The sequence below is a fragment of the Dokdonia sinensis genome (genome assembly GCF_003688895.1).
Lineage (GTDB): Bacteria > Bacteroidota > Bacteroidia > Flavobacteriales > Flavobacteriaceae > Dokdonia > Dokdonia sinensis.
Window position 1 is genome coordinate 18,559 of record NZ_REFV01000022.1, and the last position, 18,180, is coordinate 36,738.

Here is an 18,180-nt window from a genome sequence, read left to right on the forward strand (position 1 = left end):
TCCTAGAATCCTAATGAAGTAGGTTTTTTGCGTGTTCTATTGCAGATGCAGTATGGTTTCCACCTCCTAACATTTCGGCAATTTCTGTAACACGATCTTCTTCACTCAGCGCAACGATCTTCGTTTTTGTACGACCTTGTTCATCTGTCTTAAACACTTTTAAATGAGCTTCTCCTTGCCCTGCTATTTGGGGCAAATGCGTGATACTGAGCAATTGCATAGACGAGCCCATATTTTTTAAGATACCTCCCATTTTAAGAGCCACCTCTCCACTCACCCCTGTATCAATCTCATCAAAAATAAGCGTCGGCAACTTTTTATGTTTTCCAAGAACAGATTTTATCGCAAGCATTACTCGAGAAAGCTCTCCTCCTGATGCACCCTTGCCTAAAGGCTTTACCTCCATTCCAGCATTTGCCGAAAACAGGAAAGCGACCTCGTCCATTCCATTCCCAAAGAACTCGTCCGTTTGCCGCAGTTGTATCTGAAACTGCGCATTCTCCATTCCGAGTGATTTTAATAAACGAAGGATTTCTGCCTCGAGTTGTTTTATAGCTTTCACTCTTTGAATGTGTAGCTGGCCTGCGATTTTTTCTAATTCCGCTTTCGCGAAAGCAATACTCGCCTTAGCACTTTCTATCTCACCATCTACATTAAGTGACGCCTGCAGATCTGCATCTAACCTGTCGCGAAGGGCAATCAAGTCCGAGGTTTCAGACACCTTGTGCTTCTGCATAAGATTATACAATTGCTGAACGCGAAGATTTGTACGCTCAAGTTCTAGCGGGTCTACATTTACATCGTCTGCCGCACGATCAACCTCTTGAGAGATATCATCCAGCTCAATCTGAACGCTTTGAAGACGCTCGAATAGTTGCTGGTATATCCCCGAAAATTTAGAAACTACGTTTAAACTTGATCGGGCTGCTGCGACCCTATCTAAGGCCCCAGATTCTTCTTCGGCAAGATGAAGTCGGGCATTAGATAACTGAGAAACAATCTCGTCTGCGTGAGTTAAGGTCTTTAAGACTTCTTCAAGCTCCTCAAACTCACCAGGCTTTATCGAAGCTTCATCTAATTCTGTAAATAGGAATTGCTGATAGTCAAACTCCAGTTGTGCATTTTGCTTTCGCGAAAGCAAACTTTTAAGAATATCTTCTTTCGATTTCCATTCTCTGTAATGGCTCTTATAACCTTTGAGCAACTCAACATTTCCTGCAAAAGTATCTAGAACATCAAACTGGTACTCTTTTACAACCACATCCATAGTCTTATGCTGACTGTGAATATCTACAAGACGTTCTCCTAATTGAGACAGCTGCTGTAGTGTGACAGGCGTATCATTTATAAAAGCACGACTCTTACCTGAGGGAGCTATCTCTCTACGCACAATGGTAAGAGGCTCAAAATCTAAGTCTTCTCGCTCAAAAAAGGATTCCAATTTATAACCAGAAATCTGGAAAGTACCTTCGATTATACATTTTTTTAAGGGATCACCCGCACTACTGCTATCTGCACGCTTACCCGTAATTAAGCCTAGCGCGCCCAGCAGGATAGACTTACCCGCTCCAGTCTCACCAGTAATTACGGTAAAACCAGAGTTAAGTTGTATAGCAACCTCTTCTATGAGGGCATAATTTTTTATAGAAAGCGTTTGAAGCACATATCTCTTTTAGAGAGGTAAAGATATAAATCAATACTGCATTGCCAAACAAGCTGAGAGACTAAAATTTAATTTGACGCCATAAGGTGGCCTTAGTTGGCGCAACCCTATTTAACACTTCAACCAATTCGGTAATTTTTACTTGGGGACCACCTGCGTAAATAGAGGCAATTTCCTCGGCTTTTGCATCAAAAAACACACGGCTTAAAAAATTATTTGGTCGGGTATTGTACATTCCTCTCATTAATTGTAGTGTCTCAGCTATTTGAGACTTGGCATCTTCTTGGTTTGTAGACATAATATCCATTCCCTTACGGTGATATTCGTACATCACTTTTGAAAAATCCCTAAAATTAGGAGAAAGTAAATCATCATTTAGTCTAAATCTTGATTGTGGGCCATCTACGGGTTTCCATCCTGGGCTATCACTCTGCTGAGCATTACTTACGATTTGTTTTGCCTCTTCAAAATAAGTTTCGCCTCCCCCTTGCACAAAGGAGCTCGCATCAAGACCAATAATGGTGTAAGCATAAAAAGCAAGCGTTGACACAAGATTGTTGCTAAAAGTCCTACGATCATAAGCAAGCGGTTGGAACTCTACATAGGTAAAATTAAACTGCCTATCATTAAAGTTAAATAGCGGACTGTCATAATTAGATCCAAATACAGGGCGAGAAGATTGTACCTGAACAGAAGCTTGAAAGCGATCTGCGTCTAACTGACTTACGATAATATTAAATGAACAATCGATACGCTCTTGCTGCTTGTAATTTTTATCTGTCCATACGGTATTATTAATAAATTCCGTTACTTGTCGCTCCAGAGTCCTGAAAACCTGTAAATCAGATTTTCCAGTTTGCTCTGCATTAATTACGACGACAGCATTAAGCTCTTGAGCATAACTGGTAATCGTAAAAGATATAAGCAATAGAAAGAGTAAATTTTTCATATAACAAATTTCATAATAGCATTCCAAACATCGACCGCAACTTCCTTTTTAGATTTTAAATCATACGGCTGGACGCTGTCTTTTGTTATGAACGTTATTTTATTGGTTTTCGTCTTAAAGCCAGCACCTTTATCGTTGAGCGAATTTAAAACAATTGCGTCTAAATTCTTTTTATTCAATTTCTTTTTAGCATTCTCAACCTCATTCTCCGTTTCTAATGCAAATCCCACTAAAAACTGATCTTTCTTAATTGCCCCCATAGACGCTAAGATATCTTGAGTCTTAACAAGATCTATTTGCATCTTGCTATCATTTTTCTTTATTTTTTGGTCTGCAATGGCAGCCGGTCGGTAGTCTGCAACAGCAGCCGCAGCTATAGCAACATCTGCATCACCAAAAAACTGATGCGCCGCATCATACATTTCCTGCGCACAAATTACGTTGTGCACGGTAACAGATTCGTGATGAACTTTAAGGGCACTAGGCCCTAAAATCAAATCAACTTTTGCTCCCAGCCCCGCAGCTGCTAGAGCAAGCTCCACTCCCATTTTACCACTACTGTGATTACCTATAAATCTTACTGGGTCAATAGCTTCATAAGTAGGTCCAGCCGTTATGAGCACGCGTTTACCTTTCAAAGGAAGATCACTTAATATATGATCGTTAATAAACATCACAATATCTTCAGGTTCTGCCATACGACCTTGACCGACTAAACCGCTAGCGAGCTCTCCACTAGTTGCTGGAATCATAATGTTACCAAAGCTCTGAAGCTTATTAAAAGTCGAGCTAGTAGACGGATGTTTATACATGTCTAGATCCATTGCGGGAGCAAAATACACAGGACACTTTGCACTTAAATAGGTTGCCAGCAATAGATTATCACAAGCACCATTTGCCATTTTTGACATTGTATTTGCCGTAGCTGGAGCGATGACCATAAGATCTGCCCACAGACCTAACTCTACGTGATTGGTCCAAATAGCATTCTCATCTCCTTCTTCAGTAAAATAACTATGGACTGGATTTTTAGAAAGGGTCGAAAGGGTGAGTGGCGTCACAAAATCCTTTGCCGCAGGAGTCATTACTACCTGCACAGAAGCGCCAGCCTTTACGAATTCTCGTACAAGACTGGCGCTTTTATATGCAGCAATACCTGCGGTAACACCTAATAAAACGTTCTTACCGCGTAAAGTCGACATGTAAATTATGCTTTTGCTTCTTCAGCTACCTCTACAATGCTAGTATCTCTGCTGTAAATACGGTTTTCTAACCATTCCTGCACAGCAAGTGCGTGAGGCTTAGGAAGACGTTCGTAAAACTTTGAAACTTCAATCTGTTCCTTGTTTTCGAAGATTTCTTCTAAACTGTCATTAAACGTTGCAAACTCATCGAGCTTCTCAAGCAACTCTCTCTTAATTTCAGTATTAATTTGAGTGGCACGCTTAGAGATAATTGAAATGGCTTCGTAAATGTTCCCAGTAGGAGCATCTACAAGGTTTTTATCAATCGTCGTTGTATTGATAGGTGCTTCTAGATCTTTAAAATTCATCGTCTTCGTGTTTAATTAATAGCTTCTGCGAGGCGCTCATTAATGTCTGTAATCATCTCTGTAGCTTCCTCATTATATTTTCCGCTAGGAAAATATTTTATTAACGTCTCGTGATATTGTTTTGCAGCTTCCAATCTTTCCGTTACAAGATCTCTCCTACTGCCTATAGCAAATTTATATGCCGAATCTAATCTATAAAAGAGGGCATCCTCTTTAAATTCTGACCCTGGAAAATCTGAAAGAAAATTATCCATAGATTTAATAGCCGCAGGATATGTAAATTGACTTACAGCAATTTTGTTGTACATTTTTGCAATTTCAAACTCTTTCTTTTCAATCTTTGTTCCCAGTTCTGCAACCATATCGTTTGCCACAGGAATTTGAACAGATTCTGGATAACTATTTATAAACTCTTGAAGTTTATCCATTGCTCGCTGGGTGTCTCCTTGATCTAGGTTGTATCGTGGAGAAAGCTTATAATAACTCTGCGCACTTTTAAAAGCGGCATCTTCCCGTTTTGTGCTTTTTGGGTAAGATTTTACAAATCGTTCAAAATTATATCCTGCCAGATAATAATCACCTAATTGATAATAAGTGTCCGAATATTTGTACATCACTCGTTCTGCTTGTGGACGCCCTCTGTAAACAGGTACAATTTGCTCCCAAAGCTTTAATGATTTCTTGTATTTTCCTATGTCGTAAAGTGAATCTGCAAGCGCATATTTTGCACCTATATCATCAGACTTAAGCGTCTCTTGATATGTACTGCAAGAACTTACAACAACAACTAAAATTAAAAAGGCAAGTATATTCTTCATATGGCTCTAAAACAGCGAGCAAAATTACGTATAATTACTCGGATAATAAAATATTGTATACAGTTGCTAAAAGTAGCGGTATAAATGACTCCCTTGCCACTCTTAGCATAAGATTAACGTATCACAACGCCTCTAAGTATGTGCGTATTTTTTTCTCTAATGCGGCACTTGCTTTTACAAGAGGTAGACGCACTTCGTCACTGCACTTATTTTTGACAGCTAGAACAGACTTTATCCCAGCAGGGTTTCCCTCTTCAAAAATGAAGTCAATGATGGGCATTAATTTGAAATGTGCTTCGTACGCTTTCGCGAAAGCGCCATCAAGACCATCTTTAATCATACCGCAAAAAGGCTCAACAACGCCCTGCCCTATCACCGAAATCACACCGTCTCCACCCGCCAAAACTAATGGCAGTGCAAGCATATCGTCTCCAGAAATAACTAAAAAACCATCAGGCCTGTCTCTTAATAATTTTAAAACCTGAACCATATCTCCGGCGGCTTCTTTTATCCCAACAACATTATCAAAATCTCTTGCAAGCCGAAGCACCGTGTCTGGCGACATATTGCTACCGGTTCTTGAAGGCACGTTATATAAAATCACTGGAAGTGGCGACGCTTGTGCTATGGAAGCAAAATGAGCATAAATACCATTTTGAGTGGGTTTATTGTATGCTGGTGAGACAGAAAGAATCGCAGTGATATCAGTCGTGTCTAGGTTTTTTAGTTCATCTACAATAAGCTGGGTATTATTTCCTCCTACACCAAGAACGAGTGGCTTTCTCTTATTTACAACATTTTTAATATGTGAAACTACCTTTTGTTTTTCTTCACTTGTAAGCGTCACATTTTCGGCTGTTGTCCCTAACATCACGATATAGTCCACACCACCCGAGATACAGTGCTCAACGACAGCGGTAAGCCCATCATAATCGACAGATAAATCTTTATTAAAGGGAGTTACTAGTGCCACTCCTGTCCCTCTCAACTGTTGCATTATTTTTTAATTTTTAAAATATTTAAATACTTCTCTAGCTCTTTTATAAAAACGGATTCTTGATCTCTCTTTATCTGAATGGAAAGATCCTGAATATCAAAATAATTCTCACCTATACCTACTTTAAAAGAAGCATTGCTTTGCGCAGACAATGCCAGCAAAGGCAAATTCTCGTCCGTATAATAACTTATCAAAACATCAAAAGACTGCTCCACAAAATTCCTAAGGTGAACGGGCTTAAACACTCCCTTCCACCCTAAATGCTTATCTGCTACCGTTCGCTCATCAACCAGCTCCGCTTTATCCGGATTAGACACATAACTTATAACGGTAAGCTGTGCTTGTGCAATTCCCAGTACCTTGATTAGATCACTTAGTTCTTTTGAATTAAATGGCATTGATGCGTCCTGAAGCAGGGCTACCGAGGTAATTTTTCCTGACGCCCCCGCATAACTCCTTCCTGAAGTAACTGATTTGAGCCTTCTGACTATGGATTTTTCTTTTAATCCGCTTAAAAACATTTACCTTTATATCAAGATTGAGTAACCAAAACAAATGTAGCTAAAAATCCATTTTTACGAGCCTATCTTATGACTTCAATATGCAATAAATATTACTGGATTCTCCTACTCTTGCCACTTACATTCCTGTGCTGCAAGGATGCTGGTTTTAAACCAGAACGCATCAAAGGTGAGCAACTACAAGTAGACCAAAATATACAGGAAAACCAAGCGATTGTAGATTACATAGCACCGTACAAAAAGTCTATAGATGACCAAATGAACAGCATTCTAGCTTATGCCCCAGTATCCCTTTCTAAAAAAGACAGCCCATACAATACTGCGATAGGAAATATGATGGCAGATGCTGTTTTTGAAATGGCAAACCCAGTCTTTACATCAAGAACTGGATACCCCTTTAATGCCGTGCTTCTCAACTATGGCGGTATACGCGCTACACTTAACTCGGGAAATATCACCACTAAAACTGCGTATGAGCTAATGCCGTTTGAAAATGAAGTAGTCGTTGTAGAATTAAGCGGAGCAACGATGAAGAAGCTCTTTAACTATCTCGCTCAAGGAACAGCACATCCCATTGCAGGAATGAGCCTAATTCTCAATAAAGATGGAAGTATAAAGGAGCATCTTATTCAAGGAGAACCTGTAGTAGATAATAACACCTATTTTATCGCGACCAATGATTACCTTCAGCAAGGTGGTGATAATATGACCTTTCTCACAAATCCCATAAGTAAGCTGACTTTAGACTATAAAGTGCGAAATGTGCTCATAGATTACTTTAAAAAATATGACACCATCGCGCCCATGAGAGATAAACGATTTATAAAACTCGAGCAATGAAAAGAAGGTCATTTATCCAGAAAAGTGCTGCGGCAGGAAGTTTAATAGGTCTTAGCGGGGTAACGATGAGCGCTCTTTCGCTTAAAGCAAAAAAACATATCACCATACTCCACACAAATGACGTTCATAGTCACATAGAACCTTTTGACAAAAACGATCCCAAATTTCCAAATCAAGGGGGCGTTGCTCGCAGGATGACACTTATCGAAAATGTCAGAAAAGAAAATCCCAACACATTACTTCTTGATGCTGGTGACATTTTTCAGGGTACACCTTATTTCAATTTCTATGGAGGTGAACTTGAGTTCAAATTAATGAGTATGCTTAAGTACGATGCGGCTACACTGGGAAATCACGATTTTGATAACGGTATCGATGGGTTGTACGCTCAACTACCGCACGCAGATTTCCAGTTACTCACCGCAAATTACGACTTCTCAAATACACTAATGGACGGCCATACGAAACCCTACAATGTCTTTGTGAAAGATGGTGTAAAAATTGGTGTTTTTGGATTGGGAATAGCCCTGGATGGACTAGTGAATAAGAGGTTATATAAAGAAACAAAATATCTGGATCCCGTCGAAATAGCAACTGATATCACTCAAAAGTTACGAAGTTCAGAAAATTGTGACCTTGTCATCTGCCTATCGCATTTAGGATACGACTATAAAGACCCTGACCGAATTTCAGATATTAAATTAGCCTCTTTAACCTCTGGCATTGACCTTATTATAGGTGGTCACACGCATACATTTTTAGAAAAACCTACCATTGTTCAAAATAAGGATGGTCAGTTCGTTTTAGTAAATCAAGTGGGCTGGGCAGGAGTTAATGTGGGACGCATTGACTTTTACCTAGATGACGCAAATAATATAGAAAGTCAAGCAACCGTTATCGAAGTCTAGCCCTTGCTCGCTGCCTTGCGCTCAGAAAGTTCTTTTAAGATTTCGGCTTCAATCATTTGTGGCTTTTCGGCAGTAAAGAAGTAGTTAAAAAAGAAAACATACCCTATCATACTTAAAAAGGTGTGAAATGAAATAATGCTCTCTTGAATATTGTAAAAGAGAAATGCACTTACCAAAATATCAGAACACACAAATGACAAGGAGGCAATGAGAAAATACATTGACTTTTTAGAATATGAATTTAGGTAATACGCTAGTGATAGCACGATCATAAAATATAGCGCAATGTTATAAAAAACTTGACCTATAAAGATGGCGAGTTGCCCCTCCATATATCCGTAAAGGTTTATAAGATGGAGGATTACAAGCACAGCATTGATGAGAATAACGAATAGATAATAAAAAGCTACAACATTACGCGGATCCTGAATCTTGAACTGCCTATAGGCATCTCTCAAAAGCAAAATGTAGCATACAAAGAAAATAATCCCTATGGGCACAAGAAAATAATTATTCACCTCGGCTACAAATAATGCAAGAACATCAGTTAAAAGAAGGAGGCCAAAAAAAGTATAGAATGCATTTTTATCCTGAACTTCCTTATAATGCAGAAAAGTACATAGAAGTACTAACTTGAAAAGAAATCGCATTGCCGCCGTGTAGGTATAAGCATCAATGCTGACGAAGTATAATGTCGCAAGGGACACCAAAATGCATCCGAAGACGCATATCTTGAATTTCATAATCACTTGAATTGGGGGACGGCAAATATATGCCAATTTTATAAAGTAAAATCACCATAAACCGACTTCACTTCTCTTAAACAATTTGAACTGAAAATCTCCTACCATAAATCCAAGAACTAGAAGAAAAGAGGCTATGCTATCATCATTATAAAATCCTTTTCAGAAATTATAGCTACTCCTAACTTCTGAGCTTTCTCCAGTTTGCTAGGCCCCATTTTATCTCCCGCAACGATGTAAGACGTTTTTGCACTTATCGAGCTTGACACTTTGCCACCGTTATCTTCTATTAACTTTTTAAGTTCATTGCGTGGCATTTCAAAAACTCCAGAAACCACAAAAGTTTTTCCCTCGAGTGTGTCTGACTGATTAGCCAGCTTTTCTGCCGAAATTTCCAGTTGCACTCCGTAAGATTTGAGTCTGTTTATGATGCTTATGTTTTCCGCTTTCGCGAAAAACGCCACAACACTCTCTGCAATTCTCCCTCCTATTTCATCAACAGCAATTAACTCCTCCTCTGTCGCCGAAATGATGGCATTTATAGATTTATAATGCTTTGCTAGTTTCTTTGCTACCGTTTCTCCCACATATCTTATTCCTAATGCAAACAGCACGCGCTCAAAAGGAATTTGAGTAGAGGCCAAAACACCATTGACAAGGTTCTCAGCACTTTTTTGTGCCATACGCTCAAGTGGTAAAAGCTGTTCTACCGTGAGCTCATATAAATCTGCATAATTGTAGATTAGGTTTTCAGACACTAAAAGAGCGACGGTTTCCCCTCCCAAACCTTCTATATCCATTGCTTTTCTAGAAATGTAGTGCTGTATTCTGCCCACTATTTGTGGTGGACAACCCGTATCGTTAGGACAAAAATGTTTTGCATCTCCTTCTTCCCTAACTAATGGTGTTCCACATTCTGGACATTCAGCGATATATTGTGTAGGTTGTGAATTTTCAGGTCTCTTAGTTAAATCTACCGCGATTATTTTGGGAATGATTTCTCCTCCCTTTTCTACAAATACCTCGTCGCCTTCTCGTATGTCTAATTTTTCTATTTGGTCTGCATTGTGCAGGCTAGCCCGTTTTACAGTTGTGCCAGCAAGCTCTACTGGCTCTAAGTTTGCCACCGGTGTAATGGCTCCGGTGCGACCTACTTGGTATGTTATTTCGCGCAAGCGGGTAGAAACTTGTTCTGCTTTAAACTTATAAGCCATTGCCCATCGTGGTGCCTTAGCAGTGTAACCCAGTTCTTCCTGTTGCTGAAGGCTATTTACCTTAATCACTACACCATCTGTCTCATAAGGCAAATCGTGGCGGGCAACATCCCAATGATTGATGTACTCTAGCACTTCATCTATGTTATAAGCAAGTTTTGCTTCGTCCGGGACTTTAAAACCCCAATCCCGTGCTTTTTGAAGACTGTCAAATTGTGTTGCCACGCCCAAATTATTTCCAGTCAAATTATATAATAAACATTGTAAAGGTCGCTTTGCCACGGCTGCACTGTCCTGCAATTTTAAACTCCCACTAGCCGTATTGCGCGGATTGCGATATAACTCTAATCCCAAGGCTTCCCGTTCCTCATTCATCGCGTGAAAACCCTCCCAAGGGAGCACAATTTCTCCCCGAATATCAAATCTAGGGGGATAATCACCCTTTAATTGCAATGGCACGGAATTAATCGTCTTAATATTAGTCGTTACATCATCTCCCTGAATCCCGTCACCTCTTGTAACCGCTTTAAGTAATTGCCCGTTCTCGTAAGTGAGACTAATCGAGGCACCATCATACTTAAGCTCGCAGGTATAGCTTACATCCCCATCCACCAGCTTTTTTACTCGGGCCTCCCAATCCTCTAAGTCCTCTTTAGAATATGAGTTATCCAGAGAATACATCCTATGCTCATGAACAATTGTTTCAAAATTCTTAGTCACCGCTCCACCCACACGATGCGTAGGAGAATTTACATCATCATATTCTGGATGTGCCTGTTCTAAATCCTGGAGCTGTTTTAGTTTTTTATCAAATTCAAAATCTGAAATTGTGGGGTTGTCCAGCACATAATAATTGTGATTATGTGCTCGTAACTCGTTGCGCAACTGGAGGATTTGTTCTTCGGCGTTCATTCTTTAATGACTTAATATTTTATGCTAGTTCTACGTTCTATCTACTTTTAACCATTTAGGTACAGGTTGTGGTTTAAAATCCTTAATCTGGGCAAGCAATCCCTCTACAGACGTATCTACAAGCAAAAGTTCTAAATTTTCTTGTTTTAAAAAACCCTTTGCGACCATCGTTTTGAGCATTGCAATAAGGTCATCGTAAAATCCATTTACGTTAAGAAGCCCAATGGGTTTTTGGTGCAATCCAAGTTGTGCCCAAGTGATAATCTCAAAGAGCTCCTCAAAAGTACCAAAACCGCCTGGCAACGTAATAAAGCCATCAGAAATCTCGTGCATTTTCATCTTGCGCTCGTGCATCGTTTCATTTACAATAAGCTCCGTAAGCCCTAAATGAACGACTTCCTTTAGTTTTAAAAACTCTGGAATGACGCCAATGACTTTGCCATCATTATCTAATGCCCCCTGAGCAACCTTGCCCATAATCCCAATTTTTGCCGCGCCATATACAAGGGTTATGTCACGCTGTGCCATTGTTGCCCCTAATTGCAAGGCGACATCTACAATTGCCTTATCATTTCCCTCGCTGCTTCCGCAAAAGACACATATTGATTTTAAATTGTTCATTGTTTTTGTTTTACTTCGGGAGACTATTCATTTAAATTTTCCGCTTTCGCGAAAGCAAACTACTCCCGCATTGCCTTTATCATTCTATCTCTACCGAACATATCTTTACGAAGCTCTACACTTTTGAATCCTATTTCTTTTAATAACGCAATCATTTCGGCGCCAAGATATTCATTGATTTCAAAATACAAAGTCCCTTTCTCATTTAAAAATTTAAAGGCCAGTACTCCTATTTTCTCATAAAATAACAAAGGGGTCTCATCTTGAACAAACAAGGCTCCCTCCGGCTCATTATTAAGCACATTGGCCCGCATTTGTTCCTTCTCAAGTTCACGTACATACGGCGGGTTGCTTACAATAATGTCATAATTTTTGGGTAAATCTTCGGCAGCGAGTATATCTTGCTGGAAAAATTTTACTTTTACGTCGTTGCGACTTGCATTGTTACTTGCAGTTTCTAGGGCATTTTGAGAAATATCTACCGCCTCAATGTGAGCACCCGCAAGATGTTTTGCAATACAAATTGCAATACAACCTGAGCCGGTTCCTATATCTAAAACATTATGAGGTATTTCAGTTACTCTTTCGGCAATTTGTGTGTGGTCTTTTATGACCCAATCTACTAATTCCTCCGTTTCTGGTCTTGGGATAAGTGTAAATCTATTTACCTGAAACTCTAATCCGTAAAATTCGCTTGAACCGATTATATATTGGATAGGCTCAGATCGTTTTAGCCTTTCCATAATCTGAAGCATTTCGTCGGTTTGTTGTGAGTTGAGTATTTTATTTCGCGAAAGCGTAACTTCCACCCTATTCATTCCCGTGACGTGCTCAAAGCTTAGAAAACAAAAAGAGGCCACTTCCTCATCGGGATAGAGATCTCCTAGAGCAATAGCAAAATGTGTCCTGATTTCTTGTACGGTCATTATAAATCCATAAGCATATGCACGGGGCAAGAATAGTGACCCGTATCGCCCATAGGTCCATCAATGTATCGAAAACCTGTGCGCTTATATAATTTTTGAGCTGCTTCCATATAGGGCATTGTCTCGATGTAACATTGCTCAAAACCATAGGTTCTCGCCTGTTCTAAACACGCATCCATCATCGCAGTTCCCAGCCCACGACCACGGGCTTCTTCCAGAAAATACATTTTTTGAAGTTCACACACATTCCCATCATAATTATCCAGCTGTGCGATGCCGGCACAACCTATAATTGTCCCACCATCATCTACTACAAAATATGTGGCGCGATCACGGTCGTAGGTTTCGTGCATCATATCCAGCGCCTTATCTGCATAAGCGGTACCAACTTTAGGCACTCCGAGGTCCACCAGCACTTTTCTGATAACCTGTGCAACTTGTGCATTATCTGCTTTTTCAATAGGGCGAATTATAGGTTTGTCCATCGCTTACAATCGTTTACATTTGCGGTGTGAAGATACACGAAACCTATATAAAACGTTGCTTACAACTTGCAAAAAATGGTCTCCCTGCGGCGATGCCAAACCCGTCTGTGGGTGCCGTTCTCGTGCACGAGGGTAAGATCATAGCCGAAGGTTACACCAGTGCTTATGGTGGTGCTCACGCAGAGGTGAACTGTATCGCTGGAGTTTATGCCGAGCAAAGTCGGAGTACGGAAGCATCCATAAAAAAACTCCTCTCAAAGTCTGCACTGTACGTATCCTTAGAGCCTTGCAGTCATTACGGAAAAACACCGCCCTGTGCAGATTTAATCATCGATAGCGGTATAAAAAAAGTAATTATAGGAACTATAGACCCCTTTGCCAAAGTTGCTGGCGCAGGAATCAAAAAATTGATGGTCGCGGGTTGTGACGTGAGCATAGGCGTGCTGGAAGATGAATGTCGTGAGAGCAACAAGCGTTTTTTTACCTATCACGAGAAAAAACGTCCCTATATTATCTTGAAATGGGCGCAAACTTTAGATGGTTTTATCGCTCCCAAAACTCGAGATGCGCAAAAACCTGTCTGGATCACAAACAAGAGATCGCGGCAACTCGTACATAAATGGCGCAGCGAGGAGCAAGCCATTCTCGTGGGTGGAAAAACGGTACTGGAAGATAATCCCAGCTTGACAACTCGCGATTGGGAAGGAAAGAACCCTATTCGAATAGTAGTTGACTCTAAGAACAATCTTGCGCAAGATTTAAAAATTTTTAATAACGATGCGAAGACTATTTCCCTTGAAGAAAGTGAGCCAGAAGCCATATGCAAAACGCTCTATGAGAATGAGATCCAATCCTTAATTATAGAAGGAGGGCGACACACCCTGCAACAATTTATAGACGCGGGTATTTGGGATGAAGCGCGCGTATTTTATGGAAAAAACATTTTTAGAGATGGCACTAAAGCACCAACAATCAACCAGACATTCTCTGAGACTTCCCGAAAGGCCATTGTAGACGACACATTAATATATTATAAGAACAGCCCATCTTGATTTATTTACTCCTCAGTATTGCCGCATCCAGCTTGATATTTGTCATTTTCAAGCTTTTCTCTAAGTATGAGGTAAACACCCTGCACGCCATTATTGTAAACTACTTCGTAGCTTGCATTTGCGGACTATCATTATACAAAGGAAGTACCGCCGTTGCAGAGATTCCAAGTCAAGATTGGTTCTATGGCACCGTAATCCTGGGGCTTATTTTTATCACCGTATTTAATCTAATGGCTTTGACAACCCAGCGCAGTGGACTCTCTGTGGTCTCCGTAGCGACTAAAATGAGTGTGGTTATCCCTATACTTTTTGGTGTGCTCTATTATAAAGAGTCGTTAGGAATGTTGAAAATCATAGGAATCTTACTCGCGCTTGTTGCTGTTTATCTTGCTTCCATTAAATCCAAAGAGGGGATCTCCATTAAAAAGAAGAATCTCATTTTTCCTTTCCTCGTATTTTTAGGGAGTGGCGCGATAGACACCAGCATTAAGTTTATGGAGGGCGAATACGTTGCCGCAGACGATGTGCCCATTTTTTCGGCGACGATTTTTGGGGCGGCCGCGGTAATTGGGGTTTTTATTATTCTATACCAAATAGTTACAAAGACGTTTACTTTTAAGGCTAAAAATGTTGTGGCAGGGATTTGTTTAGGCATCCCAAATTATTTCTCGATTTATATGCTGGTGCAGGCGCTACGGGCAGACACCTTTGACAGTTCCACATTATTTACCATTAACAATGTCGCGATTGTTATGGTTTCTACGTTTCTAGGCATTCTACTTTTTAAGGAGAAATTGATTTTTAAAAATTGGCTCGGGATTGGGATGGCAGTAGTTTCTATTGTTCTGGTCTGGATTGCGAGTAAATGATATTGAGTAACTTGGGAATATGCTTTTTACGCTTTCGCGAAAGCGTACTATTAATTATTAAATGAAAGACACCTATAAAACGATATCGAAACCTTCTGAAGAGGTGCTGTTCAAGGATAAGAACAGCAAGTTTTATGGTTATGCCTTTCCCGTTACTACCGAAGATGAAGTCAAAGAACACATAGAAGCGCTCAAAAAACAGCACTATCAAGCGAGACACTGGTGCTACGCCTATCAGCTGGGGAAAACCTACGATCGGTACCGAGCAAATGATGATGGGGAACCCTCAAACAGCGCTGGCGCTCCTATTTATGGACAGTTACAGTCCTTTGATGTAACTAATGTACTGGTGGTGGTGGTTCGGTATTTTGGCGGTGTAAAATTGGGCGTTTCCGGATTAATTAATGCTTATCGCACGGGAGCACAGCTCGCCCTTGAAAATGCTAAAATCGTAAAACGCACTATAGATGTAACTTTTGAAATACGATTTGAATATCCCCTAATGAACGCCGCACAGCGCATTATCAAAGAACGGGATGTCACTATTGTGGAGCAAAATCTGGCGTTAGATTGTCATTATGTATTGTCAATTCGTCAAAAGGAGGCAGAGACAGTAATCGATCAATTTAAAGCGGTTTATGGCATCAAGATTTTAGCCGAAGACGAGGAGGAATGACTCTACTTTTTTAATAGGTCCAGAATGTAATCCGGGCAGCGTATCGGTCTCTTTGAATCTTTACTAATAAAGATTAATTCAGCACTCGCAACTGTAAGCAAATCATCACTTTGATTATATATTTTATAGTCAAAAATGATGCGTACAGAAGGTAGCTCCCGAAGGCTCGTTTCTATCTTTAATTCATCATCAAATGTAGCCGATTTCTTAAAAGTAAGCTCAAGCTTATAAACAGGTAGCATCACACCGTTATCTTCCATCCATTTATAGGAAATCCCGAGATTATCTAGCCAGTCAATTCTTGCGAGCTCTAGATATTGTGCGTAATTGCCGTGATGCACGACTCCCATCTGGTCTGTCTCTGCATAACGAACTTTAACAAAAGTAAGGTGCTTTTTCACGATTTGTTTGGATATTTTTTTTGTAGTTTTAATCCCTAGTCAGTATGAGGATTTATTTTTAAAAAACCTATACCAATTCGGTTTTTTTATTAGAAAATTTGTCCACATATTTGCCTTATAAAGGGGGACACCAAAACAGCATTCCTGTTTACTCTCTAATCGACCATATATCTAAGCATAAATCAAAAAAACCTAACCTGTCTAATGACTAAAACTGCGCAAACCGTTTGGGATAACTGTCTCTCTTTTATACAGGACAATATAACTCCCCAAGCATACAAAACGTGGTTCGAACCCATTAATGCGGTTAAGCTTGCAGATGCTGCCCTAAGTATTCAAGTCCCGAGTAAATTTTTTTACGAGTGGCTGGAAGAGCATTATGTGAAGCTTTTAAAAGTTGCCCTTAACAAAGAGTTGGGCGAGAACGCAAAGTTGGTCTACGTGATCAAAATGGAAAACACCTACGGAAATAACCAACCGTTTACCGAAAAAATACCAAGTGCAAACCGCAGCGCAATGAAGTCGCAAGAGGTTGATGCACCTTTTAAAAATAAAAACCCTGAGCTTAAAAATCCATTTGTAATTCCTGGCATCAGAAACTTACAGATAGAATCACAACTCAATCCAAATTATAACTTTGACAACTTTCTAGAAGGAGACTCGAACCGTCTGGCACGCTCTGCAGGAATGGCAGTGGCAAACAAGCCTGGGGGAACTTCTTTTAATCCGTTATTGATTTTTGGAGGTGTTGGTTTAGGAAAGACGCACCTAGCGCACGCCATAGGGGTACAGATCAAGGACAAATATCCAGACAAGACTGTACTTTATATCTCTGCAGAGAAGTTTACGCAACAATACATAGAGTCTGTAAAGAAGAATAATCGCAATGACTTCATTCACTTCTATCAAGTGATTGATGTGCTCATTGTGGATGATATCCAATTACTAAGTGGTAAAGCAGGAACGCAGGATGTGTTCTTCCATATCTTTAATCATTTGCACCAGAACGGAAAACAAGTCATTCTTACTAGTGACAAGGCTCCTGTAGATATGCAGGATATCGAGCAACGCCTACTCTCTCGTTTTAAATGGGGATTAAGTGCAGAGTTGCAACATCCAGGCTTTGAAACGCGTATCTCTATTATAAAGCACAAGCTCTATCAAGATGGTGTAGAAATGCCAGAAGAGATTATCGAGTTTCTTGCAAATAATATCAAAACAAACATTAGAGAACTGGAAGGTGCTATCATATCATTGATCGCTCATTCTTCATTCAATAAGAAAGAAATCACACTAGATCTTGCTAAAAAGATAGTAGAGAACTATGTAAAACATACGAAGCGCGAGGTTTCTATAGACTATATCCAGAAAATTGTTTCTGACTATTTCCAGATGGATGTAGAAACACTACAGTCTAAAACACGTAAGCGACACATTGTACAGGCGAGACAACTTGCCATGTTCTTTGCAAAAAAGCTTACCAAAGCTTCTCTTGCCAGTATAGGATCCCAGATAGGACAGCGCGATCACGCTACAGTATTACACGCCTGCAAAACGGTGGATAATCTTGCGAGCACCGACAAACAATTTAGAAAGTATGTGGAAGATTTAAGAAAGAAACTCGCAGTTTAAGAGATTGTAATATCCGTAAATATTTGATTCACAATACACCTAAAAAAGCAAGTAACATAAAGTTGTAAAAAGAAGCAGAAAAACATCAAAAATAGTTTCTGCAATTAAAAAAACCTTTTATATTTGCAACCGCTAACAGCAAAACACTCCTCCTTAGCTCAGTTGGTTAGAGCATCTGACTGTTAATCAGAGGGTCCTTGGTTCGAGCCCAAGAGGGGGAGCAAGTTAGTAAAAGCCTTTACAGAGATGTAGAGGCTTTTTTTATTCTATTAATTGTCCCGTCCTGAAATAGCGATACACTAAATTCTTAGTGTAATGAAAACACCAGTAACCACTGGGTATGTTAAACGTACCCAAAAAGACTACTCGCTTTCTTTTAAGCTTCAAGTAGTAGAAGAAAT

Annotated in this window: 19 protein-coding genes and 1 tRNA gene; 7 read left to right on the forward strand and 13 right to left on the reverse strand. The window is 39.9% G+C overall.

The genetic code is table 11. The features are described 5' to 3' along the window. Nucleotides 1-10: 10 nt before the first annotated feature. From recN to EAX61_RS15760, 7 genes are all read right to left on the reverse strand, one after another. Complete coding sequence (recN, locus tag EAX61_RS15730; protein WP_121918671.1) at nucleotides 11-1,663, reverse strand: DNA repair protein RecN; 1,653 nt, start codon at nucleotides 1,661-1,663, stop codon at nucleotides 11-13. Between the two features lie 61 nt (nucleotides 1,664-1,724). Then, on the reverse strand, nucleotides 1,725-2,612 hold the full coding sequence (gene porD / locus EAX61_RS15735) for a type IX secretion system protein PorD (RefSeq protein ID WP_121918672.1): 888 nt from the start codon (nucleotides 2,610-2,612) through the stop codon (nucleotides 1,725-1,727). Continuing rightward, on the reverse strand, nucleotides 2,609-3,814 hold the full coding sequence (gene coaBC, locus EAX61_RS15740) for a bifunctional phosphopantothenoylcysteine decarboxylase/phosphopantothenate--cysteine ligase CoaBC (RefSeq protein WP_121918673.1): 1,206 nt from the start codon (nucleotides 3,812-3,814) through the stop codon (nucleotides 2,609-2,611). Before coaBC ends, porD begins: the two co-directional genes overlap by 4 nt. 5 nt (nucleotides 3,815-3,819) lie before the next feature. Next, on the reverse strand, nucleotides 3,820-4,164 hold the full coding sequence (locus EAX61_RS15745) for a DNA-directed RNA polymerase subunit omega (protein ID WP_121918674.1): 345 nt from the start codon (nucleotides 4,162-4,164) through the stop codon (nucleotides 3,820-3,822). Between the two features lie 11 nt (nucleotides 4,165-4,175). Continuing rightward, the gene (locus tag EAX61_RS15750) at nucleotides 4,176-4,982 is read right to left on the reverse strand and encodes an outer membrane protein assembly factor BamD (protein WP_121918675.1); all 807 of its coding nucleotides are present in this window, start codon (nucleotides 4,980-4,982) and stop codon (nucleotides 4,176-4,178) included. 121 nt (nucleotides 4,983-5,103) lie between these two features. After that, complete coding sequence (gene dapA, locus EAX61_RS15755) at nucleotides 5,104-5,979, reverse strand: 4-hydroxy-tetrahydrodipicolinate synthase (RefSeq protein WP_121918676.1); 876 nt, start codon at nucleotides 5,977-5,979, stop codon at nucleotides 5,104-5,106. Beyond that, nucleotides 5,979-6,500 (reverse strand): DUF6913 domain-containing protein, encoded by a 522-nt coding sequence (locus EAX61_RS15760; protein WP_121918677.1) that lies wholly within the window; start codon nucleotides 6,498-6,500, stop codon nucleotides 5,979-5,981. The genes dapA and EAX61_RS15760 overlap by 1 nt, the downstream gene beginning before the upstream one ends. Nucleotides 6,501-6,569: 69 nt before the next feature. Between EAX61_RS15760 and EAX61_RS15765 the strand changes: the two genes are divergently transcribed. Next, nucleotides 6,570-7,340, forward strand: a complete 771-nt coding sequence (locus EAX61_RS15765) for a 5'-nucleotidase C-terminal domain-containing protein (protein WP_121918678.1) — start codon at nucleotides 6,570-6,572, stop codon at nucleotides 7,338-7,340. Further along, nucleotides 7,337-8,248 (forward strand): bifunctional metallophosphatase/5'-nucleotidase, encoded by a 912-nt coding sequence (locus tag EAX61_RS15770; RefSeq protein ID WP_121918679.1) that lies wholly within the window; start codon nucleotides 7,337-7,339, stop codon nucleotides 8,246-8,248. Before EAX61_RS15765 ends, EAX61_RS15770 begins: the two co-directional genes overlap by 4 nt. On the opposite strand, the gene EAX61_RS15775 is transcribed toward EAX61_RS15770, so the two are convergent. The 5 genes from EAX61_RS15775 to EAX61_RS15795 form a co-directional block, all read right to left on the reverse strand. Next, entirely contained in the window at nucleotides 8,245-8,991 is a 747-nt protein-coding gene (locus tag EAX61_RS15775) for a hypothetical protein (protein ID WP_147448389.1), read from the reverse strand. The genes EAX61_RS15770 and EAX61_RS15775 overlap by 4 nt on opposite strands. 134 nt (nucleotides 8,992-9,125) lie before the next feature. Continuing rightward, nucleotides 9,126-11,117: an NAD-dependent DNA ligase LigA gene (ligA, locus tag EAX61_RS15780; protein ID WP_121918681.1), complete on the reverse strand. Its 1,992-nt coding sequence runs from the start codon at nucleotides 11,115-11,117 to the stop codon at nucleotides 9,126-9,128. A 30-nt stretch (nucleotides 11,118-11,147) separates the two neighbouring features. After that, nucleotides 11,148-11,738 (reverse strand): LOG family protein, encoded by a 591-nt coding sequence (locus EAX61_RS15785; protein WP_121918682.1) that lies wholly within the window; start codon nucleotides 11,736-11,738, stop codon nucleotides 11,148-11,150. Between the two features lie 59 nt (nucleotides 11,739-11,797). Beyond that, entirely contained in the window at nucleotides 11,798-12,664 is an 867-nt protein-coding gene (gene prmC, locus EAX61_RS15790) for a peptide chain release factor N(5)-glutamine methyltransferase (RefSeq protein WP_121918683.1), read from the reverse strand. Next, complete coding sequence (locus tag EAX61_RS15795) at nucleotides 12,664-13,149, reverse strand: GNAT family N-acetyltransferase (protein WP_121918684.1); 486 nt, start codon at nucleotides 13,147-13,149, stop codon at nucleotides 12,664-12,666. The genes prmC and EAX61_RS15795 overlap by 1 nt, the downstream gene beginning before the upstream one ends. A 26-nt stretch (nucleotides 13,150-13,175) precedes the next feature. Between EAX61_RS15795 and ribD the strand changes: the two genes are divergently transcribed. The 3 genes from ribD (at nucleotide 13,176) to EAX61_RS15810 (ending at nucleotide 15,746) form a co-directional block, all read left to right on the forward strand. Then, nucleotides 13,176-14,201, forward strand: coding sequence for a bifunctional diaminohydroxyphosphoribosylaminopyrimidine deaminase/5-amino-6-(5-phosphoribosylamino)uracil reductase RibD (ribD, locus tag EAX61_RS15800; protein WP_121918685.1), 1,026 nt, complete (start codon nucleotides 13,176-13,178; stop codon nucleotides 14,199-14,201). Further along, entirely contained in the window at nucleotides 14,198-15,070 is an 873-nt protein-coding gene (locus tag EAX61_RS15805; protein WP_121918686.1) for a DMT family transporter, read from the forward strand. Before ribD ends, EAX61_RS15805 begins: the two co-directional genes overlap by 4 nt. 61 nt (nucleotides 15,071-15,131) lie before the next feature. Further along, nucleotides 15,132-15,746, forward strand: coding sequence for an IMPACT family protein (locus tag EAX61_RS15810; RefSeq protein ID WP_121918687.1), 615 nt, complete (start codon nucleotides 15,132-15,134; stop codon nucleotides 15,744-15,746). Nucleotides 15,747-15,748: 2 nt separating this feature from the next. Here the strand turns inward: EAX61_RS15810 and EAX61_RS15815 are convergent, their stop codons facing one another. Beyond that, nucleotides 15,749-16,147 (reverse strand): acyl-CoA thioesterase, encoded by a 399-nt coding sequence (locus EAX61_RS15815; protein WP_121918688.1) that lies wholly within the window; start codon nucleotides 16,145-16,147, stop codon nucleotides 15,749-15,751. Between the two features lie 204 nt (nucleotides 16,148-16,351). On the opposite strand from EAX61_RS15815, the gene dnaA reads away from it, so the two are divergent. After that, entirely contained in the window at nucleotides 16,352-17,779 is a 1,428-nt protein-coding gene (gene dnaA, locus EAX61_RS15820; RefSeq protein ID WP_121918689.1) for a chromosomal replication initiator protein DnaA, read from the forward strand. A gap of 147 nt (nucleotides 17,780-17,926) precedes the next feature. After that, a tRNA-Asn gene (locus EAX61_RS15825) sits at nucleotides 17,927-18,000 on the forward strand. The last annotated feature ends 180 nt before the right edge of the window (nucleotides 18,001-18,180 follow it).

Excerpts from the sequence above, each read along its gene's own strand:
- porD (WP_121918672.1), bottom strand. The coding sequence starts at position 2,612 with ATGAAAAATTTACTCTTTCTATTGCTTATATCTTTTACGATTACCAGT.
- coaBC (WP_121918673.1), bottom strand. The coding sequence starts at position 3,814 with ATGTCGACTTTACGCGGTAAGAACGTTTTATTAGGTGTTACCGCAGGT.
- EAX61_RS15745 (WP_121918674.1), bottom strand. The coding sequence starts at position 4,164 with ATGAATTTTAAAGATCTAGAAGCACCTATCAATACAACGACGATTGAT.
- EAX61_RS15750 (WP_121918675.1), bottom strand. The coding sequence starts at position 4,982 with ATGAAGAATATACTTGCCTTTTTAATTTTAGTTGTTGTTGTAAGTTCT.
- dapA (WP_121918676.1), bottom strand. The coding sequence starts at position 5,979 with ATGCAACAGTTGAGAGGGACAGGAGTGGCACTAGTAACTCCCTTTAAT.
- EAX61_RS15760 (WP_121918677.1), bottom strand. The coding sequence starts at position 6,500 with ATGTTTTTAAGCGGATTAAAAGAAAAATCCATAGTCAGAAGGCTCAAA.
- EAX61_RS15765 (WP_121918678.1), top strand. The coding sequence starts at position 6,570 with ATGACTTCAATATGCAATAAATATTACTGGATTCTCCTACTCTTGCCA.
- EAX61_RS15770 (WP_121918679.1), top strand. The coding sequence starts at position 7,337 with ATGAAAAGAAGGTCATTTATCCAGAAAAGTGCTGCGGCAGGAAGTTTA.
- EAX61_RS15775 (WP_147448389.1), bottom strand. The coding sequence starts at position 8,991 with ATGAAATTCAAGATATGCGTCTTCGGATGCATTTTGGTGTCCCTTGCG.
- ligA (WP_121918681.1), bottom strand. The coding sequence starts at position 11,117 with ATGAACGCCGAAGAACAAATCCTCCAGTTGCGCAACGAGTTACGAGCA.
- EAX61_RS15785 (WP_121918682.1), bottom strand. The coding sequence starts at position 11,738 with ATGAACAATTTAAAATCAATATGTGTCTTTTGCGGAAGCAGCGAGGGA.
- prmC (WP_121918683.1), bottom strand. The coding sequence starts at position 12,664 with ATGACCGTACAAGAAATCAGGACACATTTTGCTATTGCTCTAGGAGAT.
- EAX61_RS15795 (WP_121918684.1), bottom strand. The coding sequence starts at position 13,149 with ATGGACAAACCTATAATTCGCCCTATTGAAAAAGCAGATAATGCACAA.
- EAX61_RS15810 (WP_121918687.1), top strand. The coding sequence starts at position 15,132 with ATGAAAGACACCTATAAAACGATATCGAAACCTTCTGAAGAGGTGCTG.
- dnaA (WP_121918689.1), top strand. The coding sequence starts at position 16,352 with ATGACTAAAACTGCGCAAACCGTTTGGGATAACTGTCTCTCTTTTATA.